Here is an 18284-nt window from a genome sequence, read left to right on the forward strand (position 1 = left end):
GACGGCTCCTTTTGCGCCTCAGGCGCCGACGCGGCTCAGGTAATGCCGCAGATTCTTCACATAGCGCTTGGCTTGCGGGGCCTGACAGCCACCGATACCGCTCCACATCTGCGCGAGGTCACGCGTGCCGTACATGCCCGCGTTCTCGACACGCTGGCGCGCAGCGCCGTTGTCGACCATGGAACGAGGGTTGCGGATGGCATCGGCCAGGGTCGTGGCAATGTTCTTCATGTGCTCGAAGCCCATGCGCGCCATGCCATCGGTGGTGCCTGGGATCACGCCGCGCACGAATGCAGTGCGGTAGCCCTCGACCTCGCTGAGCTTGAAGCTGCGGCATTCGTTCGCCAGCAGTTGCGCCTGCGCCACCAGGTAGTTGAAGTTGTAGAGCCCGTTGTCGCCAAGCAGCGAACTGTTGCCGTAGTAGACCGCCTGCATCATGTTGGCGTCCTCGTAGTCGGCTTCGGCAAAGACCGGATGCGAGCTGCTCATGCCACTGCCGTATCCGCCCTTCTCGGCGAGCTTGGCGTATTGGCTGGCCTGCTTGTCATTCCTGGGCAGACCCTCCATGCCGGACTTGTAGGCTTCGCTGAGATAGAAATAGGCCGCCGGGTACTGGAGTTCAGCGGCCCGCCTGAACTGGGCCACCGCGTCTTGCGGCTTCTTGTCCTCGAGCAGCGCTCGCCCAAGCTGAAACTGCAGGCGCCCCGAACGCGGCTCGGCCTTCACAGCCTCGCGGCAGGACTGGACGGCTGCAGCCACGTTCATGTCGTCGTCGCTGACGCCCGGCGCGATACGACCCGGGTCATCCGGGTCGGCCGCCAGCTGGTCGCAGCGCGTGGGGGCAGGGCCGGTTTGACTCGTGCCAGCGAGCAAGTCGGCATGCTCAGGCTGGGCGCCGAACATGGCAACGTCGGTCGAAAGGCGCTTGAGCAGTTCGGCCCGCTGGTCTGCCATGCGCTTGAGTTCGGCGCCCGGCCCGGCCTGGAGCTCGTCAGCCAGGAAGTAGCGCGCTACCAGCTGCGAGATCTGCTCCGGTTCGCGCAGGCCCCGCACCTGACGCGCCACCTCGCTGGCAGCACCTGCCAGCAAGGGTTGGCGCTCGGCGCGCAAGGCTCGCTGCAGCTCGGCCAAGGGGGGCGCCAGGTTCAGCGCACGGCTGTTGCGATTGTCAAAATCACGCACGGAGGCGGCATGCGCCGCGAGATCGGCCAGGTCGGCCCGGGGCGGATGAATGGCTTGGCGCTCTTGCTGGGCGACGCCCGCCGCCAGCTCGGTGATGCGCTTGTTGAGGCTCTCGCGCAGGCCTTGCACGACCGTCGCCGGCAGGCTGCTGCGGCGCAACCTGTCCAGGTGGCCGGTCAGCACCTGCAAGCCGGCACTGCCCTCCGCCGCGGCCACGGCCGCCTGGACTCGCTGTGTCTCGACCGGCACGCCGACGCGCTGCCGCGTCGCCTCGACCTCCTTCTCGAAGGCGGCCAGGTCGCCGAGCACGCTGCCACCATCAGCACTCGCCACCCGGCCCGATGCGATCGAGGTTCGACCGCGCCGGATGGCAGCATCGCCGCGAGCCTTCAGGCCGTCGAGCCGGGCGTAGTCTTCTTCCACGGGACGCAGGGCCGCGAGCTCCTGACGAATGCCTTCCAGCTCGGCGCGCTGCGCCTGCAGGGCCTCCTGCTGGCGCAGCAAGGTGACTTGCATGTGCTCGTTCCAGACCTGCTGGGTCAGCTGCATTTCGGTCGGCGTGAGCGTGCCACCGCGACGGCACTCGGCAAGACTGCTCGCCGCAGCGCGGAAATCGCTCTGGGTCAGCTCGCGGTAGCTCTTGCCGAAGGCTTGCGAGAAGACCGGCTCGGCCACCAGGGAGAGCACGACATCCGAGCCACCCCGGCCAACGGACGCATTGGCGGCCGCCCCGGGCACCGAGGCCACCCAGCGCTTGTACTTCTCGCATGAGGCGGAAGACAGGCTGTCCTTGATGATCTTGCCCAGATTGAACCCTTGCGCCGCAGCCAGGCCCGGCAGGGCAAGTGAGAGGCTCAGCAGCAGCCCTGTGCGCAGCTTGGACATGAACGGAACTCCGGCAATTTGCAATCAGCGTGGCACCGATGCTAGCGGAGGCTCAGTGCACCCAGAACCCCGGGCCCAGACCTGTCCCCGATTGGGCGGACAGGCCGGCAGGATGGATCGCTGTCACCTCGGCGATTCACTCCCGGGGCTGCGATTCGGCCGACTCAGGTGGACAGCTCGGCCGCAAGGGTTTCGCGCACATGCTCGGACAGCGCGCGGCGATCTGCATGGGCGCAGTCGATCGAGCCGAGAATGCGCAGCTCGCAGCCTTGCCCGCGCGCGCTGGCGATGGCCCAAAGGCTTTGCATCAGCGTCATGTCGCCAATGAAGCGCAACGGCGTGCTGAAGCGTTCGCCAGGCCCGTGCCAGCGCAGCAGCAGCGGCTGGATCGGCACTTCGGTGACGATGGCCGCCTGCAGCAGGTTGGCATGAAAAGGCAGGAGCTCCGGGCCCGGGCCCGTCGTGCCCTCGGGAAACACAGCCACGGTGTCGCCCTCTTTCAAGGCCGCCGCAGTCTGGTGCACCACGCGCAGCGCATCGCGCTTGCTGCTGCGCTCGATGAAGAGCGTGCCCGCCGCCTCGACCAGCGCGCCCACCAGCGGCCAATGCTTGATGTCGGCCTTGGAAACGAAACGAGCCTCCGGCATCACCGCATGCACCGCCGCGATGTCCAGCCACGACACATGGTTGGCCAGCACGAGCTTCGGGCCGGGACGCGGCGTGCCGCTGTGCTTCAGCTCGATGCCGAGAATGCGCAAGGTCTTGGCCGACCAGGCCTGGATGGCCGCATGGCGGGCCACCTTGTCCAGGCCCTTGAAGCGCAGGTGCACCATCCAAAGGCCGCTGCCCACATGGGCCAGCAGGCGCAACAGGCGCCAGACGGCAGTCAACATCAGCTCTTCTCGTAGGCGAGGTGGCCCGCCACCAGCGTGTAGCGCACCTGTGCCGGCAGCTCGAACCCGGTGATCGAATAGGCAAACGGCGTGTGCTTGCCCTGGCTCACCAGGCGTTCCGGCGTGACCGACCAGGACGCCTTGGCATCGAACACGCAGATGTCGGCCACGCCACCGGCCACCAGGCGGCCAGCGCTGTCCGCCAGCGACCCGAGGGCCGGTCCCAGCACGCGCACCGGCTCGGCGGTGATCACGGCCAATGCCCTGGACAGCGGCAGGCGCTCGTCCTCGGCCCAGCGCAAGGCCAGGCTCAGGAGCAGCTCCAGGCCCGTGGCGCCCGGTGTGGCCTCGGCAAATGGCAGGTTCTTCTCGTCGGCCGTCACCGGGTTGTGGTCGCTCACCAGCGCGTCGAGCGTGCCGTCGGCCAGGCCGGCGCGCAAGGCATCGCGGTCGCGGCCCTGGCGCAAGGGCGGCGAGAGGCGCAGCGCCGGCTCGAAGAAACCGATGTCCACGTCGCTCAGATGCAGGGAGTTGACCGAGACATCGGCGGTGACAGCCAGGCCTTCGCGCTTGGCAGCACGCACCAGCTCGACACCGGCGGCACTCGAGATGCGGCACAGATGGACGCGCGCGCCGGTGGCACGGATCAGCTCGAAGATCGTGTGCAGAGCGACGGTCTCGGCCGTCACCGGCACGCCGGACAGGCCCAGCCGCGTGGCCACGGCCCCGCTGGCAGCCACGCCACCGCCGAGCCAGGGGTCCAGCGGATGCAGCCAGACCGTGTAGCCGAAGGTGGCCGCGTATTGCAGGGCGCGATGCAGGAACTGTGTGTTCCGGATCGGCACTTCAGCCTGCGAGAAGCCGACACAGCCGGCCTCGGTCAGCTCGGCCATCTCGGTCAGTTGCTCGCCGGCCAGGCCGCGCGTCAGGGCGCCCAGCGGGAACAGCCTGCACAGGCTCAGCTTGCGGGCGCGGAACTTGAGCATTTCCACGAGGCCGGGCTCGTCCAGCGCGGGGTCGGTGTCGGGCGGGCAGACGAGGCTGGTCACGCCGCCGGCGGCTGCGGCATTCAGCTCGCTCTCCAGCATGCCTTCATGCTCGTGGCCCGGCTCGCGCAGGCGCGCAGCGAGGTCCACCAGGCCTGGCGCAACAACCAGGCCGGTCGCGTCGATCACGCGCTCGGCTTCGAAATCCTTCACCTCACCCAGGCCGAGGATGCGGCCGGCGGCAATGGCGACATCGCCCACCTTGTCCAGGCCCGATGCGGGGTCGATAAGGCGACCACCTCTGATCAAGATCTTCATGCTTCGTTCCCAGCCAGGATGCTCATGACGGCCATGCGAACCGCGATACCGAAGGTCACCTGCGGCAGGATCACGCTCTGCGTGCCGTCGGCCACGGCCGAGTCGATCTCGACGCCGCGGTTGATCGGGCCCGGGTGCATCACGATGGCGTCCGGCTTGGCCAGCGCCAGCTTCTCGGGCGTGAGGCCGAAGTTCTTGAAGAACTCGCCGGCGCTGGGCAGCATCGCGCCGTTCATACGTTCGTTCTGCAGGCGCAGCATGATGATCACGTCGGCACCCTTCACGCCTTCGGCCATGTCGTTGCAGACGCGCACGCCCATGTCCTTCAGGTCGCCCGGCACCAGGGTCTTGGGGCCCACTGCGCGGATCTCGGGCACGCCGAGGATGCTCAGCGCATGGATGTCGGAACGGGCCACGCGCGAGTGCACGATGTCGCCGACGATGGCCACCGTCAGGTTGCGGAAGTCCTTCTTGTAGTGGCGGATCGTGTACATGTCGAGCAAGCCCTGCGTCGGATGCGCATGGCGCCCGTCGCCGGCATTCACCACATGCACATGCGGCGCGCAATGCTGGGCAATCAGGTAGGGCGCGCCGCTTTCGCTGTGGCGCACCACGAACATGTCGGCATGCATGGCCGAGAGGTTGGCGACCGTATCCAGCAGCGTCTCGCCCTTGGCGGTGGAGCTGCGCGCGATATCGAGGTTGATCACGTCGGCCGAGAGCCGCTTGGCGGCGATCTCGAAGGTGGTGCGCGTGCGCGTGCTGTTCTCGAAGAACAGGTTGAACACCGACTTGCCGCGCAGCAGCGGCACCTTCTTCACATCACGGTCATTGACCGAGAGGAAGGTGCCGGCGGTGTCGAGGATCTGGTGAATGATGGCCGCGGGCAGGCCTTCGGTGGAGAGCAGATGGATCAGCTCGCCATGCTTGTTCAGCTGCGGGTTTCTTTTACTCAGCACCTGAGCCTCCCTCGGTGACGTCGAATGTGAAGGCGCCCGACTCGGTCTTGGCCAGCCGCAGGCGCTGTGTTGCGGCGAGGGTCACGCGCGCAGCCGAGAACACCGGCTCGATCGGCAACTGGCGGCCGCCGCGGTCCACCAGCACCGCCAGCGTGACGCTGGCCGGGCGGCCGAAGTCGAACAGCTCGTTGATCACCGCCCGCGTGGTGCGGCCGGTATAGAGCACGTCGTCGATCAGCAGGATGTGGCGGCCCTCCACCTCGAAAGGCAGCCGCGTGTGGTCGGCGCTGGCGCTCATGCCCTTGGTGCCGAAGTCGTCGCGGTGCAGCGAGCTGGAGATCACGCCATGGTCGGCGAGACCCAGGTCGGCGGCCAGCCGCTCGGCCAGCCAGGCGCCGCCAGACCAGATGCCCACGAGCGCGGTGTCAGTTTGAAGCAGCTTCTGCACGCCCTTTTTGAGGTCGTCGTAGAGCGCTTCGGCATCAAGAAGCAAGGTCGTCATTGGGGCACCCCCAAGCTTCGCTTGTCCCCGCCAAGCGGGGGTTCGCCCACTTTCGGGCGGCCGTGCAGTGTGCTCATCAGGGATGCTCTCGGAAGTATTGTTCGAGGATCAGGGCCGCGGCAGCAGAGTCCAGGTCCCGGGCGCCCTGGCTCTCCGCTTCGACACTGGTGTAGCGCTCGTCCACTTCAAACACCGGCAGGCGAAAGCGGCCCTTGAGCTGGCGGCCGAAGCGACGCGCGCGCTGGGTGATTTCATGTTCGGCGCCATCGGGATGGAAGGGCACGCCGATGACCAGTGCATCGGGCTGCCATTCCCTCACCAGCTTCTCGATGGCAGTGAACCGGGCGTCGCCCTCCGCGTGAATGCTTTTCAGGGGCTCGGCACGGCCGGTGAAGCGGCTGCCCGTGGCCACGCCGACACGCTTGGTGCCGAAATCGAAAGCCAGCAGGGATTGGGGTGCAACGGTGGCGGTGTCAGCCGTGCTCATGCGTGCCCCGCCTCGGGGCTCAACATGCGCGGGTCGATGCCAAGCAGGCCCAGGGCGCGGGTGTAGCGCTCTTCCACGGGCGTTTCGAAGATGATTTCGGGCGCGGCGTCCACGGTCAGCCAGCCGTTGCGGCCGATCTCTTCTTCCAGCTGACCGGCGGCCCAGCCGCTGTAGCCCAGGGTGATCAGGAGCTTCTTGGGACCGGCGCCATTGGACAGCGCTTCCAGCACGTCGCGGCTGGTGGTCATTTCCAGGCCGCCGGGCACGGCCAGCGTCGCGTTGTAGTGCATGCCCTCTTCGTCCAGCGGCTCGTGCAGCACGAAGCCGCGCTCGGTCTGCACGGGGCCGCCGTAGAACACCGGGCGGATGGCCAGTTCCTCGCGGTCCAGGCTCAGGTCCACCTTGGCGAACAAGTGACCCATGGTCAGCGAAATCGGCTTGTTGATCACCAGGCCCAGGGCGCCCTTTTCGTTGTGCTCGCACATGTAGACAACGCTGCCAGCGAACGCATCGTCCGCCATGCCGGGCATGGCGATCAAAAACTGGTTGGTGAGGTCTATGCGTTCTTGGGCCATGCGCGCCATTTTACGGCCTTCGATTGGTGGACACTGGCGTCCATGAGCAAGCAATTCGACCGCGCCCTCGCCTGGTTCCGCCGCGATCTGCGCCTGGACGACCAGGCCGCCCTGTTCCACGCCCTGAAGTCGGCCGACGCCGTGTTCTGCTGCTTCATCCTCGACACCGACATCCTGGCCGCCCTGCCCCGGGCCGACCGGCGCGTGGTCTTCATCCTCGGCGCGCTGGCCGAGCTGGACCAGCGACTGCGCGAGCGTGGCGGCGCACTGATCGTGCGTCATGGCGCGGCCGCCGATGAAATCCCGCGCCTGGCTGCAGAGTTGCACGTGCAGGCTGTCTTCTGCAACCATGACGACGAACCAGCCGCCTTGATGCGCGATGCACAGGTCGCCGAGAAGCTCGCCAGCTTCGGCGCGCTGCTGAAAACCTCCAAGGACCATGTCATCTTCGAGCGCCGCGAGGTGATGACGGCCGTCGGCGGTCCCTACGGCGTGTTCACGCCCTACAAGAACGCCTGGCTGAAGAAGGTCGAGCCCTTCTATCTGAGCAGCTATCCGGTGGAGCGCTACACGGAGGCGCTTGCCGGCAGCGTTCTGGCACAGGGTGTGCCGAGCCTGTCAGACATCGGCTTCGAACCCGCCGCCCTGCCCGCTTCCCTGGGCATGGGCGCAAGTGGTGCTGAAGCCCTGCTCGAAGACTTCCTGGAGCGCATAGCCCGCTACGACCGTGCCCGCGACTTCCCGGCCATCAAGGGCCCCAGCTACCTGAGCACGCACCTGCGCTTCGGCACGGTGTCGATCCGCCGCCTGGCGCGCCTCGCGCATGAGCGCATGCAGGCGGGCGACCGGGGTGCCGAGGTCTGGCTGTCCGAACTGATCTGGCGCGATTTCTATCACCAGGTGATGCACCACCATCCGCATGCAATGACGGGCGCCTTCCGCCGCGAGTACGACGGCATCCAGTGGGAGCAAGGCCCAGAGGCCGACAGGCTCTTCAAGGCCTGGTGCGACGGCGAGACCGGCTATCCGCTGGTAGACGCCGCGATGAAGCAGCTCAACGAAACCGGCTACCAGCACAACCGCCTGCGCATGGTCACCGCCAGCTTCCTGACCAAGGATCTGGGCATAGCCTGGCGCCGTGGCGAAGCCTACTTCGCCCAGCAATTGCTGGACTTCGACCTCGCCGCCAACAACGGCGGCTGGCAATGGGCGAGCAGCAGCGGCTGCGATGCCCAGCCCTATTTCCGCATCTTCAACCCGGTCAGCCAGAGCGAGAAGTTCGACGCCGAAGGCAAGTTCATCCGCCGCTATCTGCCGCAGCTGGCCGGGCTTTCAGACAAGGCCATCCACGCGCCCTGGCTGGCGGCGCCGCTGGAGCTGCAGGCGGCGGGCGTCGAGCTGGGCGCCAACTACCCCCGGCCCGTCGTCGACCATGCCTTCGCCCGCGAGCGCACGCTGGCGCGCTACGCCGTGGTGAAGAGCCGGGCCCTGCCCTAGACCTTGTAGACCCCGCAGCCGATCAGCAGATCGCCGGGCAGGCCGCACACATAGGAGACCTTGTCGAGCACGGCGCCGGTCACCGGGTGGACCGTCTGGTAGTCGACCCAGCCGCCGCCCTGGTCCACGCGCTCGAAGCCGTCGCGCAGCAGCATCTCCCACTGCAGGCCGCTGACCTCGCGCAGATGCCGCCCCTTCTTGCTCGGGTCGGGGCCGAAGGCCGTGAAGATGCCCTGGCGGTTGAAGACGAAGATGTACATGTCGCGGTCGAAGAATTCGCCCTCGCGGCGCATGAAGCGTTCGGCCGCCGCAGCCAGGCCCTCGCGTCTGACCGCTTCGCAGGCGCGCTCGACGAGCAGGCGCGCCTCGTCAGCAGCTCCCTGGCGCAGCCGTATCTGGCGCACCGCCACGCCCAGTTGCCCGGTTCGCTGCTCGACCTCGCCCGCCGACGAAGCCGACTGCGCCACCAGCTCGAGATTGCGCTGCGCCAGTTCATCCACCGCGGCCACCTGGTCGGCGATGCCCTGCAGTTCGAGGCTGTGGCGCTGGCTGTCCTCGGCAATGCCGCCGATCTGCTCGGTCAGCAGGCGCACGCCGCCCAGCACCTGGCCGAGCGCGTCGCCGAGCCGCTCGATGCGCTGGACGCCGGTCTCGACCTGCTCGGTCGATTGCGCGATCAGCCGCTTCACCTCGGCCGCACTCGCCGCACTGCGCTGGGCCAGGCTGCGCACCTCCGAGGCCACGACCGCGAAGCCGCGGCCCTGCTCGCCGGCCCGCGCCGCCTCGACGGCGGCATTGAGCGCGAGGATGTTGGTCTGGAAGGCAATGCCGTCGATCACCGAAATGATCTCGCTCATCTGCCGCGAGCTGACCTCGATGGTGCGTATCTGCGTCACGGCCTCGTGCATGAGGGCCTCGCCCGACTCCGCCGCCTCGCGCACCTGACGGGCCCCGCCGCGCGCCGCCTGAGCGGTGCTGGCGTTCTCGCGCAGGCCGTCGTTCAGGCGGGCCAGGCGCTGATTGGCGTCGGTCAGTTGCTCGGATTGCCGGCCGGACCGCTCGGCCAGATCGCGCGAACAGGCGGCGAGCGCATCGGCCGCCATGGCCAGGATGCTGGCGTTGTTGCGGATCTGCGCGACGCGGGTGGACAAGGCCAAGCACAGGGCATTGAAGCGCCGCCTGAGCCCATGGCCCGCATCCGCGGCTTCGTCGAGGCTGGCCGAGAGATCGCCGCGTGCTGCGGCATCGAGGCCTCGGGCCAGGTCAGGCCCCGTGCTGGCCGCCGAACCCGGCCACCAGTGCCGCCACGAGCCCGTGCCCGGGGCGGTCTTCGTCTTCTGTTGATTCATGCGCGCTCATGCCGCTCAGCTCGATCGCCGCCCACTTTTGCTGCAGGGCTGTGGCCATCGGTTGTCCCGCCGCGATGCTAAGGGCGCGCTGCCGTGCACCCCATGCGGTCATTCCCGCAAACATGATCTTGATCAAGCATCGGGACCGGTCCAGCGCGCCAGGATTTCACGCCAGCGCAAGGGCCAATCCCGCAGGCCCTCGCGGCGACCCTCGAACACGCTTTGCAGGAAGGCCAGCGTCAGCTCCCGGGTCGCGGCCTTGACCTGCGGATTGAGGGCCACGCCGCCGGTGCCGCTGCGGTCGGTGAAGATGCTGTGCGAACCGCCGGCAAAGACGGCCAGCATCTTGTCCGGCCCGCCACCGGTGGCGTCGAAGACCAGCAGGCGATCACTGGCCGCAGAGCGATAGCCCGGCACCTCGATCACGTCTTCGGTGGCCGTGATGTGCAGGGTCGGAATGCTGATGCCCGCCAGGATGGGCGCAGGCGCGCCTTGCCCGTAGAAGGGCGGCGCCGAGATGATGATGGCGGCCTTGATGCGCCCATCGCGCAAATCGCCCGGTGCGCTCGGTGGCCGCGCGCCAGCCAGCAGCAGCGAGGTCGTGGCGCCGTAGGAATGGCCCGCCACGACGATGCGCTGCGCGTCGATCTGCGCGCCTCGCGGGCTGGCCAGCAACTGGTCCAGCGCGAAGCGCATGTCCTGCACGCGGTTCACGGCTTCGCTTTCCTTGGCGGCATCCTGCAGCCGCCCGATCAGGCCGAAGACGCTGCCGCTCCAGACCTGCCGGTCGCTGCCCACGTGCTGGACATGCAGGCTCGCATAGCCCTGCGAAGCCCAGAAGCGGCCGAGATAGCTGTAGCCCTGGCGCGAGCCGCCCAGGCCATGCGAAAACACCACCAGCGGCACGGCCGTACCTGGGGCCGCGCGCGCCGGCCAGTACAGGCGCACCGGCACGGCGCGCTCGCGCGAGGCATCGCGCCAGTCGAGATCGATGGCCGTGTAGCTTGCAGCCTCGGCCGTGGCGCTGGCCGTGGCGCTGGCCGAGGTGCCGGCCCCGGGCGCCACGTCCTGCGGCGCCTGGGCCTGCAGCGGGCCCGCCAGTGTCAATGCCAACAAGCACCAGGTCCAGGCCCGCATCGCTCAATCTCCGGTTGCTGCCGACGCGGCCGGCGCCGCCTCGGACTTGCGCCAGCGGCTCGGCCGCAGGAACCCGATCACGTCGTCCACATAGGTGAAGACCAGCGGAATCACCAGCAGACTCAGGAAGGTCGAGGTGATCAGGCCGCCGATCACGACGATGGCCATGGGCGATCGGAAGCTCGGGTCGACACCCAGGCCCAGGGCGATGGGCAGCATGCCGGCGCCCATGGCGATGGTCGTCATCACGATGGGGCGAGCACGCTTGCGGCAGGCATCGACGATGGCCTCGAAGCGCGGCAGTCCGTGGTCGCGGCGCGCGATGATCACGTAGTCCACCAGCAGGATCGAGTTCTTGGTCGCGATGCCCATCAGCATGATCAGGCCGATCATTGACGGCATCGACAGCGCCGTCTGCGTCACGAACAAGGCCAGGAAGGCGCCCGGAATCGACAGCACCAGCGCCGCCAGAATCGTCACCGGCTGCACGAAGTCGTGGAACAGCAGCACCAGCACGATGTAGATGCACAGCACGCCGGTCAGCATGGCCAGGCCGAAGCTGGCAAACAGCTCGCCCATGGCCTCGGCATCGCCGACAGTTGTCTGCATCACGCCGGGCGGCAGGTTCTTGATGCTGGGCAGGTGCGTGGCCTTCTGCTCCACCTCGCCCAGCGGCACGCCGTTCAACTCGATCTCGAAGTTGATGTTGCGCAGGCGGTCGTAGCGGTCGATCTGCGCGGGGCCGCTTTCCATCGTCAAGGTGGCGACCTGGCCCAGCGGCACCGGGCCACGGCTGCCCGGCACCGGCAGGCGGGCCAGCAGGTCCAGGTCGGCACGCGCTTCGGCTGGCAGGCGCACGACGATGGGCACCTGGCGCTGCGCCAGGTTCAGCTTGGGCAGCAGCTGGTCGTAGTCGCCGGCGGTGGCCACGCGCAGCGTGTCTGCAATTGCAGCGGCGCTCACGCCCAGGTCGGCAGCACGGGCGAAGTCGGGCCGCACCACCAGCTCGGGCCGGGTCAGGCTCGAGGTGGACGTGACCGCGCCGATGCCAGGAATGCCGCGCAACTCGCGCTCGACGATCTGCGCATGCTCGGCGAGCACGCGGCCATCTTCACCGGCGAGCACAAGCACGTACTTCTCGCTCGAGGCACCGAAGCCGACCTTGATGCGGGCGCCCGGAATCACGTCCAGCGCCTCGCGCAGCTGCGTTTCGATGGCCTGCTTGGACAAGCCCCGGCGCTCACCGCGCGGCGTCAGGTTCAGCGTCAAGGTGGACTTGCGCACCTCGGGGCCACCCGAAACCATGAACGGGTCGCTGCCCGCATTGCCGCCGCCAATGGCCGTGTAGATCAGGGTCACATGCTTGTTGGACTTGACGATCTCATGGGCCTGGCGCGTCAGTGCCTCGGTCTGCTTGAAGGTGGCACCTGGCGGCAAGGTCACCGTGACCTGCGTCTGGGAGAGGTCATCCGGCGGGATGAAGCCGGTGGGCAGGTAGCCGGCCAGCATCATCGAACCGACGGTGAACACCACCGTGGCGATCAGCGTCTTGATGCGGTGCTTCAGGCACCAGCGGGCCCAGCCGGTGTAGATGATCAGCCAGCGCGGTTCGTCGTGGATCTTTTTCGGCGCTTTCAGGATGTAGGCCGCCATCATCGGCGTGAGCATGCGCGCGACCACCAGCGAGAAAAACACGGCAATCGCCGCGGTCCAGCCGAATTGCACGAAGAACTTGCCCGGCACACCGCCCATGAAGGCGGTGGGCAGGAACACGGCGATCAGCGTGAAGGTGGTGGCGATCACGGCCAGGCCGATTTCATCCGCCGCTTCCATCGCCGCCTGGTAGGGCGTCTTGCCCATGGCCAGATGGCGCATGATGTTCTCGATCTCGACGATGGCATCGTCAACCAGCACGCCCACGACCAGCGAGAGCGACAGGAGCGTCACTATGTTCACCGAGAAGCCCATCAGGTACATCAGGGCGAAGGTCGGCAGGATGGACAGCGGCAAGGCGGTGGCAGCCACGATGGTGGCGCGCCAGTCGCGCAGGAACAGCAGCACGACGACCACCGCCAGCGCCGCGCCCTCGTACAGGAGGATCATCGAGCCGTCGTAGTTCTCCTGCACCGGATCGACGAAGTTGAAAGCCTCATCGAACTGGATCTCGGGATGCGCCGTTCGCAGCTCGTCGATGGCCGCCTTCACACCATTGGCCACTTCGATTTCACCGGCGCCCTTGGTGCGCGTGATCTCGAAGCCGACCACCGGCTTCCCGTTCAGCCACGCAGCGGAGCGCTGCTCGGCCACGGTGTCGCTGACCTTGGCGAGCTGGTCCAGGCGGACATGGCGGCCATCGCCGAGCGTGATGTCCATCGCCGCGAGTTCGCTGGCGTTCTGCACCGTGCCGATCGTGCGCACCGATTGCTCGGCACCGCCGATGTCGGCACGACCGCCCGAGGCTTCCTGCTGGATCTGGCGCAGCTGGCGCGACACATCGGCCGCGCTGGCGTTCAATGACAGCAGCTTGCCCGGATCGAGCTCGATGCGCACCTCGCGCGTGACACCGCCGACGCGACTCACCGCACCGACGCCACGCACCGCCAGCATGCGCTTGGCCACCTGGTTGTCCACGAGCCACGAGAGCGCTTCGTCATCAAGCCGGTCAGACGCCACCGTGTAGGTGAGGATCGGAGCGCCGCTCAGGTTCATCTTCGAGATGATCGGATCCTTCAGGTCGCCCGGCAGGTCGGAGCGGATGCGGGCGACCGCGTCGCGCACGTCGTCCAGCGCTTCCTGCGTGCGCTTCTCTAGGCGGAACTCGACCGTCACGATGGCGGCGCCGTCCTGCACCACCGTGTAGATGTGCTTGACGTCCTGCAGCGTGGCAACCTGGTTCTCAATCTTGCGGGCCACCTGCGATTCCAGCTGGGCTGGCGAAGCGCCGGGCAGGCTCGCCGTGACGGTGATGGTCGGCAGGTCGATGTCCGGAAAGTTCTGGATCTTCATCGCCTTGAAGCCGAGCAGGCCGGCCAGGCTGAGCATGATGAAGAGCAGGATCGCCGGTATCGGATTCTTGATCGACCAGGAGGAGACATTGATCATGGGGAGGCTCCTGGCTTTCAGCGCTTGGTGGCGGCGGCCGGCGGGGTTGCGGCTTGCACCACGACCTTCAGCAGGTCTCCGTCGCTCAGGAAGCCAACACCGCTGGCCACGACCTTGGCATCAGCCGCCAGGCCGCTGGCCACCTCGACGCGCTCGCCGCTGCGGCGGCCGAGCTGCACCTTGGTCTGCTGCGCCTTCATGTCTGCGCCCACGCGATAAACGTACGCAAAGCCATCACGCAACTGCACGGCCGTGGCCGGCAGGCTCAGGGCTCCGCTCTTGCCGAGCTGGAACTCGCCACGCGCAAAGCTGCCGGCACGCAGGCTCTTGTCGGCCGGCAGGTCCACATAGGCCAGGCCCATGCGGGTTTGCGGGTCGATGGACGGCGCCAGCATGCGCAGCTTGCCGTTCAAGGTGCCCGAGGGCGTTTGCAGCTGCACCGTCATGCCGGTTTGCAGACGCACCAGATCGGCGGCAGGCACTTCGGCACGCCATTCCAGGCGCCCCTTGCGGATCAGGCGGAACAGCTCCTGGCCGGGCTGGGCCACGGCGCCCAGCGCGGTATTGCGGGCCGAGATCAGGCCGTCGTCCGGCGCGGTGATGTGGGTCTGGGCCAGGCGCAGCTCATCCGCCTTCACCCGGGCTTCAGCAGCGGCGACGCGAGCTTGCGCGGTCGCTGCGGCACTGAGGTATTGCTCGTGCTGCTGTGCGCTCAGGGCGCCACTGCCACCGTCCTTCAGTTCGCGGGCGCGGGCTGCATCGGCCGTTGCCACGGCAGCCAGGGCCTTGACCTCGGCCAGCGCGGCGCGGCTTTGCGCCAGCTCGGCATTGATGGTGTCGCTGTTCAGGCGCGCCAGCAACTGGCCGCGCCTGACCGAGTCGCCCACATTGACCAGCACATCGGCCAGGCGCAGGCCCGCCAGCTCGGCACCGATCTGCGCCTCCTGCCAGGCGGCCACGCTGCCATTGGCGGCGAGCGTCTGCGACCAGTCGCTGCGCTCGGGCGAAATCAGGCTGACGGTCAATGCCGGGCGGGACTTGGCGGCCGAGGCAGCAGGCGCAGCCTTGGCCGGTGCATCGGCTGCATTGGCCACGGAAATCATCAGGCTCGACACGGCGAGCAGGACCGGGGTGAGGGAAAGCTTGTTCATCATGATCTTGATTCGTTGTGTTCTGCTTCAGCGCGCATTGGCTGCGTCAGTGGCGGCATTCCAGCCACCACCGGCGGCCTTGTAGAGGGCGATCCAGGCGCCGATGCGCTCACGCTGCAACTGCACCTCGGCCGACTGAGCGGCCAGGGCCAGGCGGCGCGCCTCCTCCAGCTCGGCCACACTGGCCAGGCCGCTGCGCCAGCGCTGTTCGGTGGCGGCAAAAGCGGCGGCGTAGTTCTGGGCGCTACTGCGCGCATGGCTTTCGCGGGCCAGGTTGGCTTCCAGCCGCACCAGGCCTTCTTCGACCTCACGCACCGCATTCAGCACGGCAGCGCGGTAGCCGGCCTGGGCAAGGTCGAAGCCCGCCTTGGCTGCCTCGGCCTGGGACTTGCGTGCGCCACCGTCAAACAGCGGCAGGCTCAGCGCCGGGCCGATGGACCAGCCGTTGCCCTCGCTGCTGCCGCCGCCAACGCGCAGCTCGCCACGCGAGATCGAACCGCTCAGTGTGAGTTGCGGATAGCGCGCGGCTTGCGCTGCGCCTGCCTCGGCCCAAGCCGCACGCAATTGCGCGGCGGCAGCAGCCAGATCGGGGCGCTGGCTCAGTGTCTGCGCCGGCACGGCGTTCAGCGCAAAGCGGCCCGGTTCCGGCAGCTTCGCCTGCCTTTCGGCCAGGCGGGCTCGCAAGGCCGCCTCATCGCCCAGGCCCAGCGCCACCAGTTGCTTGACCAGGACCTGGCATTCGGCCTGCTGGGCCAGCCGGCGATTCTGTCCATCGGAGGCTGCTGCCTGCAGCAAGGCGTTGTTGCCGGGCGCTTCAAAGCCCACGCGCAAACGCTCGGCAGACAGGCTCGCCAGCTTGGCCGTTGCATCGGCATCCTGACCAGCGATGCGCTCCTGCAACTCGCACGCACGCAAGCCGAGATAGCTTTGCGCCACCTCGGCGGCCAGGCTGATGCGCACGCCCGCGGCGTCAAAGCCGCTGGCCTCGGCGCGAGCCTCCTGCGCCGCATCCTGCTGGCGGGCGCGAGCGAACAGATCGATTTCCCAGCGTGCATCGAGCCCCGCGAGGTTCAGGGTCTGCAAGGACTGGCCGGCCGGTGGCAGCGGCTTGCTGCGTTGGCTGGAGATCGCTGCGTTGACCTGCGGCGCACCGCCCCAGGCTCCCGCCAGCGCGCGCGCCTGCGCCAGACGTGCCAGCGCCTGCTGCACGCCGGGGTTGGCGGCCTGCGCCTCGCCAATCAGTTCGGCCAGCAGCGGGTCGTCAAAGCGCTTCCACCAGTCGGCGCCGGCCACTGGCTCGCCGCTCTTGGGCAGGCTTGCCTGCCAGTTCGCCGGCGTGGCCGCTGGCGGCGCCGGCTGCGGGCCTGCACAGGCGGCCAGCGTGAGCGCCGCAACAGCCGTCGCACTGCTTGTCATCCACTTCATCGTCACTTCCTTCCTCCCTGCTTCGTTCTCAGGCTTCGTTCGCAATCAATCAGGGCCAGGCCATAGCCGACCAGGCGACCCAGCACCCGTTCATACGCGCCCCGCCCCTTCAAAAGCGCGGGCGCCAAGGCTTCCATGTGTTCGGCCGACATCCAGTAGTCATAGACCAGGGCCATGAGGGCGAACACCAGTTGATGGATCTGCTCATCGACCTTGGGCGCGCCGACACGCCGGGCCAGCATCTGGGCCAGCGCCTGGTGCTGGGGCACGATGTATTGCGAGCAGGCTTCATCGAAAGAGGCCGTGGCCTCGCCGCTCATTTCGCGGCCATAGATGCGCATCAGCTCGGCGAGCCCGGCGTCGTCGCTGATCAGCGGCGCCAGAAAGGCCTCGTAGTAGCTGTGCAGCCACTCGTCGAGCGGCGTGTCGTCGTCGGCCTGCGGCAGGCTGGCCATCAGCTCGGCCAGGGGCTGCACGAGGACCTCGCGGTACAGGCCGGCCTTGTCGCCGAAGTAGTAGGAGATCAGGCCGATATTGGCTTGAGCGGCCTGGCAGATCTCGCGGGTGCTGGCCTTGGCGAAACCCTTGGCCGCAAAGGCGCGGCGCGCCTCGATCAGGAGGCGCTGGCGGGTATCGACAGCAAGCTGGGCAGGTGATGGCATCCGGCCATCATAGCCAAATTAATCAATCGATTGATTAAACCCCGATGAAGGGCGGGTGAATGCCGCGCGAAGACCGCGCTTCAGCCCACCCCGCTCAGAAGAGCTCGACGGCGTTCACCGCTGCCACTTCCTTGAACTGGCCATCGGCCACCAGGCGTGCATAGCTGCGCACCTGGTTGCGGCCATTGCCCTTGGCGTTGTAGACCGCGCGGTCGGCCCGCTCGAAAGCACCGGCCGGGGAGTCCCCGGCGCGCACCTCGGTGAAACCGACACTGACCGTGATCTGCCCCACCTGAGGGAAGGAAAACTGCGCCGCGTTGTGGCGCAGGCGCTCGAAGGCATGCTCGGCATCAAGCTCGCTGTCGCAGCGCATCAGCACCACGAATTCCTCGCCACCGAAGCGGTAGAGCAGGTCATGGAAGCGGAAGCTGTTGCGCATCAGGCGCGAGAGGAGCAGCAGCACTTCATCGCCGATCAGGTGACCGTAGCCATCGTTGACCTTCTTGAAGTGGTCGATGTCTATCACGCCAAGCCAGTAGCTGGGTAAAGCGCCTGCATGGCGCCGGTCGTCTTCTGCGTGCAGCTTCTCGGTACCGCCGGGCAGCTCGCTGACCGCCTTCAGGAAGCTCTCGTCGAAGGTCTTGCGGTTCAGGAGTCCGGTCAGCGTGTCGCGTTCGCTGTAGTCGAGCAGGCCCTGGAAGTTGTGATAGATCCGCAGGATGCTGGCCACGGTGCGCTGCTCGTTGCTCTTGAGCGGCGCCAGCGTTTCGACTTCCATCACACCGAGCACTTCGCGCTCGGTGGAAAGCGGGAACAGGGTCAGCCAATGGTCGCCCCTGCGGGTCTGCAGGATGCCGCGATGCGTCATGCACTCCAGACGCAGGGGTTCGTCGGCCGCCAGCGGCAGGCTTTCAGGCGATGCCCAGAGCGAATCGGCGCTCGCGACGATGTCGTTGGCGCGCAGCCGGGCACGCGTCAGCCAGCGCTCCTGGCCGGGCTCGCCGACGCAGCGGTAGATGGCCGCGGACAGCGGCTCGAGCAGGTCGCGCAATGCCGAGACCAGGGTGACGTCCATCACGTCCCGGTCACGGAACCGAGTCATCTCGGCCAGATGGTCTACAACTTCGGACATGGCTTTGGCTATGGTTCCCGTCAGGGGGACCCTGGGCCTTCC

Annotated in this window: 15 protein-coding genes; 1 reads left to right on the top strand and 14 read right to left on the bottom strand. The window is 67.6% G+C overall.

The genetic code is table 11. From position 1 onward, the window contains the following. Positions 1-18: 18 nt before the first annotated feature. The 7 genes from V3596_RS04790 to V3596_RS04820 all read right to left on the bottom strand — a co-directional run bounded on the left by V3596_RS04790 (position 19) and on the right by V3596_RS04820 (position 6787). Positions 19-2067, bottom strand: coding sequence for a tetratricopeptide repeat protein (locus V3596_RS04790; RefSeq protein WP_334276445.1), 2049 nt, complete (start codon positions 2065-2067; stop codon positions 19-21). Positions 2068-2231: 164 nt separating this feature from the next. Continuing rightward, positions 2232-2960, bottom strand: a complete 729-nt coding sequence (locus V3596_RS04795) for a lysophospholipid acyltransferase family protein (RefSeq protein ID WP_334276446.1) — start codon at positions 2958-2960, stop codon at positions 2232-2234. Further along, the gene (locus V3596_RS04800) at positions 2960-4264 is read right to left on the bottom strand and encodes a dihydroorotase (RefSeq protein ID WP_334276447.1); all 1305 of its coding nucleotides are present in this window, start codon (positions 4262-4264) and stop codon (positions 2960-2962) included. Before V3596_RS04800 ends, V3596_RS04795 begins: the two co-directional genes overlap by 1 nt. Then, a complete protein-coding gene (locus V3596_RS04805; protein WP_334276448.1) occupies positions 4261-5223 on the bottom strand; it encodes an aspartate carbamoyltransferase catalytic subunit in 963 nt (320 codons plus the stop codon). The genes V3596_RS04800 and V3596_RS04805 overlap by 4 nt, the downstream gene beginning before the upstream one ends. After that, positions 5213-5725 carry a bifunctional pyr operon transcriptional regulator/uracil phosphoribosyltransferase PyrR gene (gene pyrR / locus V3596_RS04810; protein ID WP_334276449.1) on the bottom strand — a complete coding sequence of 171 codons (513 nt, stop codon included), beginning with the start codon at positions 5723-5725 and terminating at the stop codon, positions 5213-5215. Before pyrR ends, V3596_RS04805 begins: the two co-directional genes overlap by 11 nt. Before the next feature lie 76 nt (positions 5726-5801). Continuing rightward, positions 5802-6212: a Holliday junction resolvase RuvX gene (gene ruvX, locus V3596_RS04815; RefSeq protein ID WP_334276450.1), complete on the bottom strand. Its 411-nt coding sequence runs from the start codon at positions 6210-6212 to the stop codon at positions 5802-5804. Continuing rightward, positions 6209-6787 (bottom strand): YqgE/AlgH family protein, encoded by a 579-nt coding sequence (locus tag V3596_RS04820; RefSeq protein WP_395385486.1) that lies wholly within the window; start codon positions 6785-6787, stop codon positions 6209-6211. The genes ruvX and V3596_RS04820 overlap by 4 nt, the downstream gene beginning before the upstream one ends. 42 nt (positions 6788-6829) lie before the next feature. Between V3596_RS04820 and V3596_RS04825 the strand changes: the two genes are divergently transcribed. Continuing rightward, a complete protein-coding gene (locus V3596_RS04825) occupies positions 6830-8284 on the top strand; it encodes a cryptochrome/photolyase family protein (RefSeq protein WP_334276452.1) in 1455 nt (484 codons plus the stop codon). On the opposite strand, the gene V3596_RS04830 is transcribed toward V3596_RS04825, so the two are convergent. The 7 genes from V3596_RS04830 to V3596_RS04860 form a co-directional block, all read right to left on the bottom strand. Beyond that, positions 8281-9633 carry a methyl-accepting chemotaxis protein gene (locus tag V3596_RS04830; protein WP_334276453.1) on the bottom strand — a complete coding sequence of 451 codons (1353 nt, stop codon included), beginning with the start codon at positions 9631-9633 and terminating at the stop codon, positions 8281-8283. The two genes, V3596_RS04825 and V3596_RS04830, sit on opposite strands and share 4 nt — an antisense overlap. Before the next feature lie 132 nt (positions 9634-9765). Further along, positions 9766-10770, bottom strand: coding sequence for an alpha/beta hydrolase family protein (locus V3596_RS04835; protein ID WP_334276454.1), 1005 nt, complete (start codon positions 10768-10770; stop codon positions 9766-9768). A gap of 3 nt (positions 10771-10773) precedes the next feature. Further along, positions 10774-13872 (bottom strand): efflux RND transporter permease subunit, encoded by a 3099-nt coding sequence (locus V3596_RS04840; protein ID WP_395385482.1) that lies wholly within the window; start codon positions 13870-13872, stop codon positions 10774-10776. A gap of 17 nt (positions 13873-13889) precedes the next feature. Then, on the bottom strand, positions 13890-15023 hold the full coding sequence (locus V3596_RS04845) for an efflux RND transporter periplasmic adaptor subunit (protein ID WP_334276455.1): 1134 nt from the start codon (positions 15021-15023) through the stop codon (positions 13890-13892). Between the two features lie 27 nt (positions 15024-15050). After that, positions 15051-16448, bottom strand: a complete 1398-nt coding sequence (locus tag V3596_RS04850; RefSeq protein ID WP_334276456.1) for an efflux transporter outer membrane subunit — start codon at positions 16446-16448, stop codon at positions 15051-15053. 2 nt (positions 16449-16450) lie between these two features. After that, positions 16451-17110: a TetR/AcrR family transcriptional regulator gene (locus V3596_RS04855; RefSeq protein ID WP_334276457.1), complete on the bottom strand. Its 660-nt coding sequence runs from the start codon at positions 17108-17110 to the stop codon at positions 16451-16453. 94 nt (positions 17111-17204) lie between these two features. Then, positions 17205-18242 (bottom strand): GGDEF domain-containing protein, encoded by a 1038-nt coding sequence (locus V3596_RS04860; RefSeq protein WP_334276458.1) that lies wholly within the window; start codon positions 18240-18242, stop codon positions 17205-17207. Positions 18243-18284: the final 42 nt, after the last annotated feature.

Source organism: Roseateles microcysteis (genome assembly GCF_036880965.1).
GTDB lineage: Bacteria > Pseudomonadota > Gammaproteobacteria > Burkholderiales > Burkholderiaceae_C > JAUASW01.

What these genes read in the sequence shown, in the direction of transcription:
- V3596_RS04795 (WP_334276446.1), bottom strand. Translation starts at nt 2,960, where the DNA reads ATGTTGACTGCCGTCTGGCGCCTGTTGCGCCTGCTGGCCCATGTGGGC.
- pyrR (WP_334276449.1), bottom strand. Translation starts at nt 5,725, where the DNA reads ATGACGACCTTGCTTCTTGATGCCGAAGCGCTCTACGACGACCTCAAA.
- V3596_RS04790 (WP_334276445.1), bottom strand. Translation starts at nt 2,067, where the DNA reads ATGTCCAAGCTGCGCACAGGGCTGCTGCTGAGCCTCTCACTTGCCCTG.
- V3596_RS04830 (WP_334276453.1), bottom strand. Translation starts at nt 9,633, where the DNA reads ATGAATCAACAGAAGACGAAGACCGCCCCGGGCACGGGCTCGTGGCGG.
- V3596_RS04825 (WP_334276452.1), top strand. Translation starts at nt 6,830, where the DNA reads ATGAGCAAGCAATTCGACCGCGCCCTCGCCTGGTTCCGCCGCGATCTG.
- V3596_RS04860 (WP_334276458.1), bottom strand. Translation starts at nt 18,242, where the DNA reads ATGTCCGAAGTTGTAGACCATCTGGCCGAGATGACTCGGTTCCGTGAC.
- V3596_RS04835 (WP_334276454.1), bottom strand. Translation starts at nt 10,770, where the DNA reads ATGCGGGCCTGGACCTGGTGCTTGTTGGCATTGACACTGGCGGGCCCG.
- V3596_RS04850 (WP_334276456.1), bottom strand. Translation starts at nt 16,448, where the DNA reads ATGAAGTGGATGACAAGCAGTGCGACGGCTGTTGCGGCGCTCACGCTG.
- V3596_RS04820 (WP_395385486.1), bottom strand. Translation starts at nt 6,787, where the DNA reads ATGGCCCAAGAACGCATAGACCTCACCAACCAGTTTTTGATCGCCATG.
- V3596_RS04845 (WP_334276455.1), bottom strand. Translation starts at nt 15,023, where the DNA reads ATGAACAAGCTTTCCCTCACCCCGGTCCTGCTCGCCGTGTCGAGCCTG.
- V3596_RS04855 (WP_334276457.1), bottom strand. Translation starts at nt 17,110, where the DNA reads ATGCCATCACCTGCCCAGCTTGCTGTCGATACCCGCCAGCGCCTCCTG.
- V3596_RS04840 (WP_395385482.1), bottom strand. Translation starts at nt 13,872, where the DNA reads ATGATCAATGTCTCCTCCTGGTCGATCAAGAATCCGATACCGGCGATC.
- ruvX (WP_334276450.1), bottom strand. Translation starts at nt 6,212, where the DNA reads ATGAGCACGGCTGACACCGCCACCGTTGCACCCCAATCCCTGCTGGCT.
- V3596_RS04800 (WP_334276447.1), bottom strand. Translation starts at nt 4,264, where the DNA reads ATGAAGATCTTGATCAGAGGTGGTCGCCTTATCGACCCCGCATCGGGC.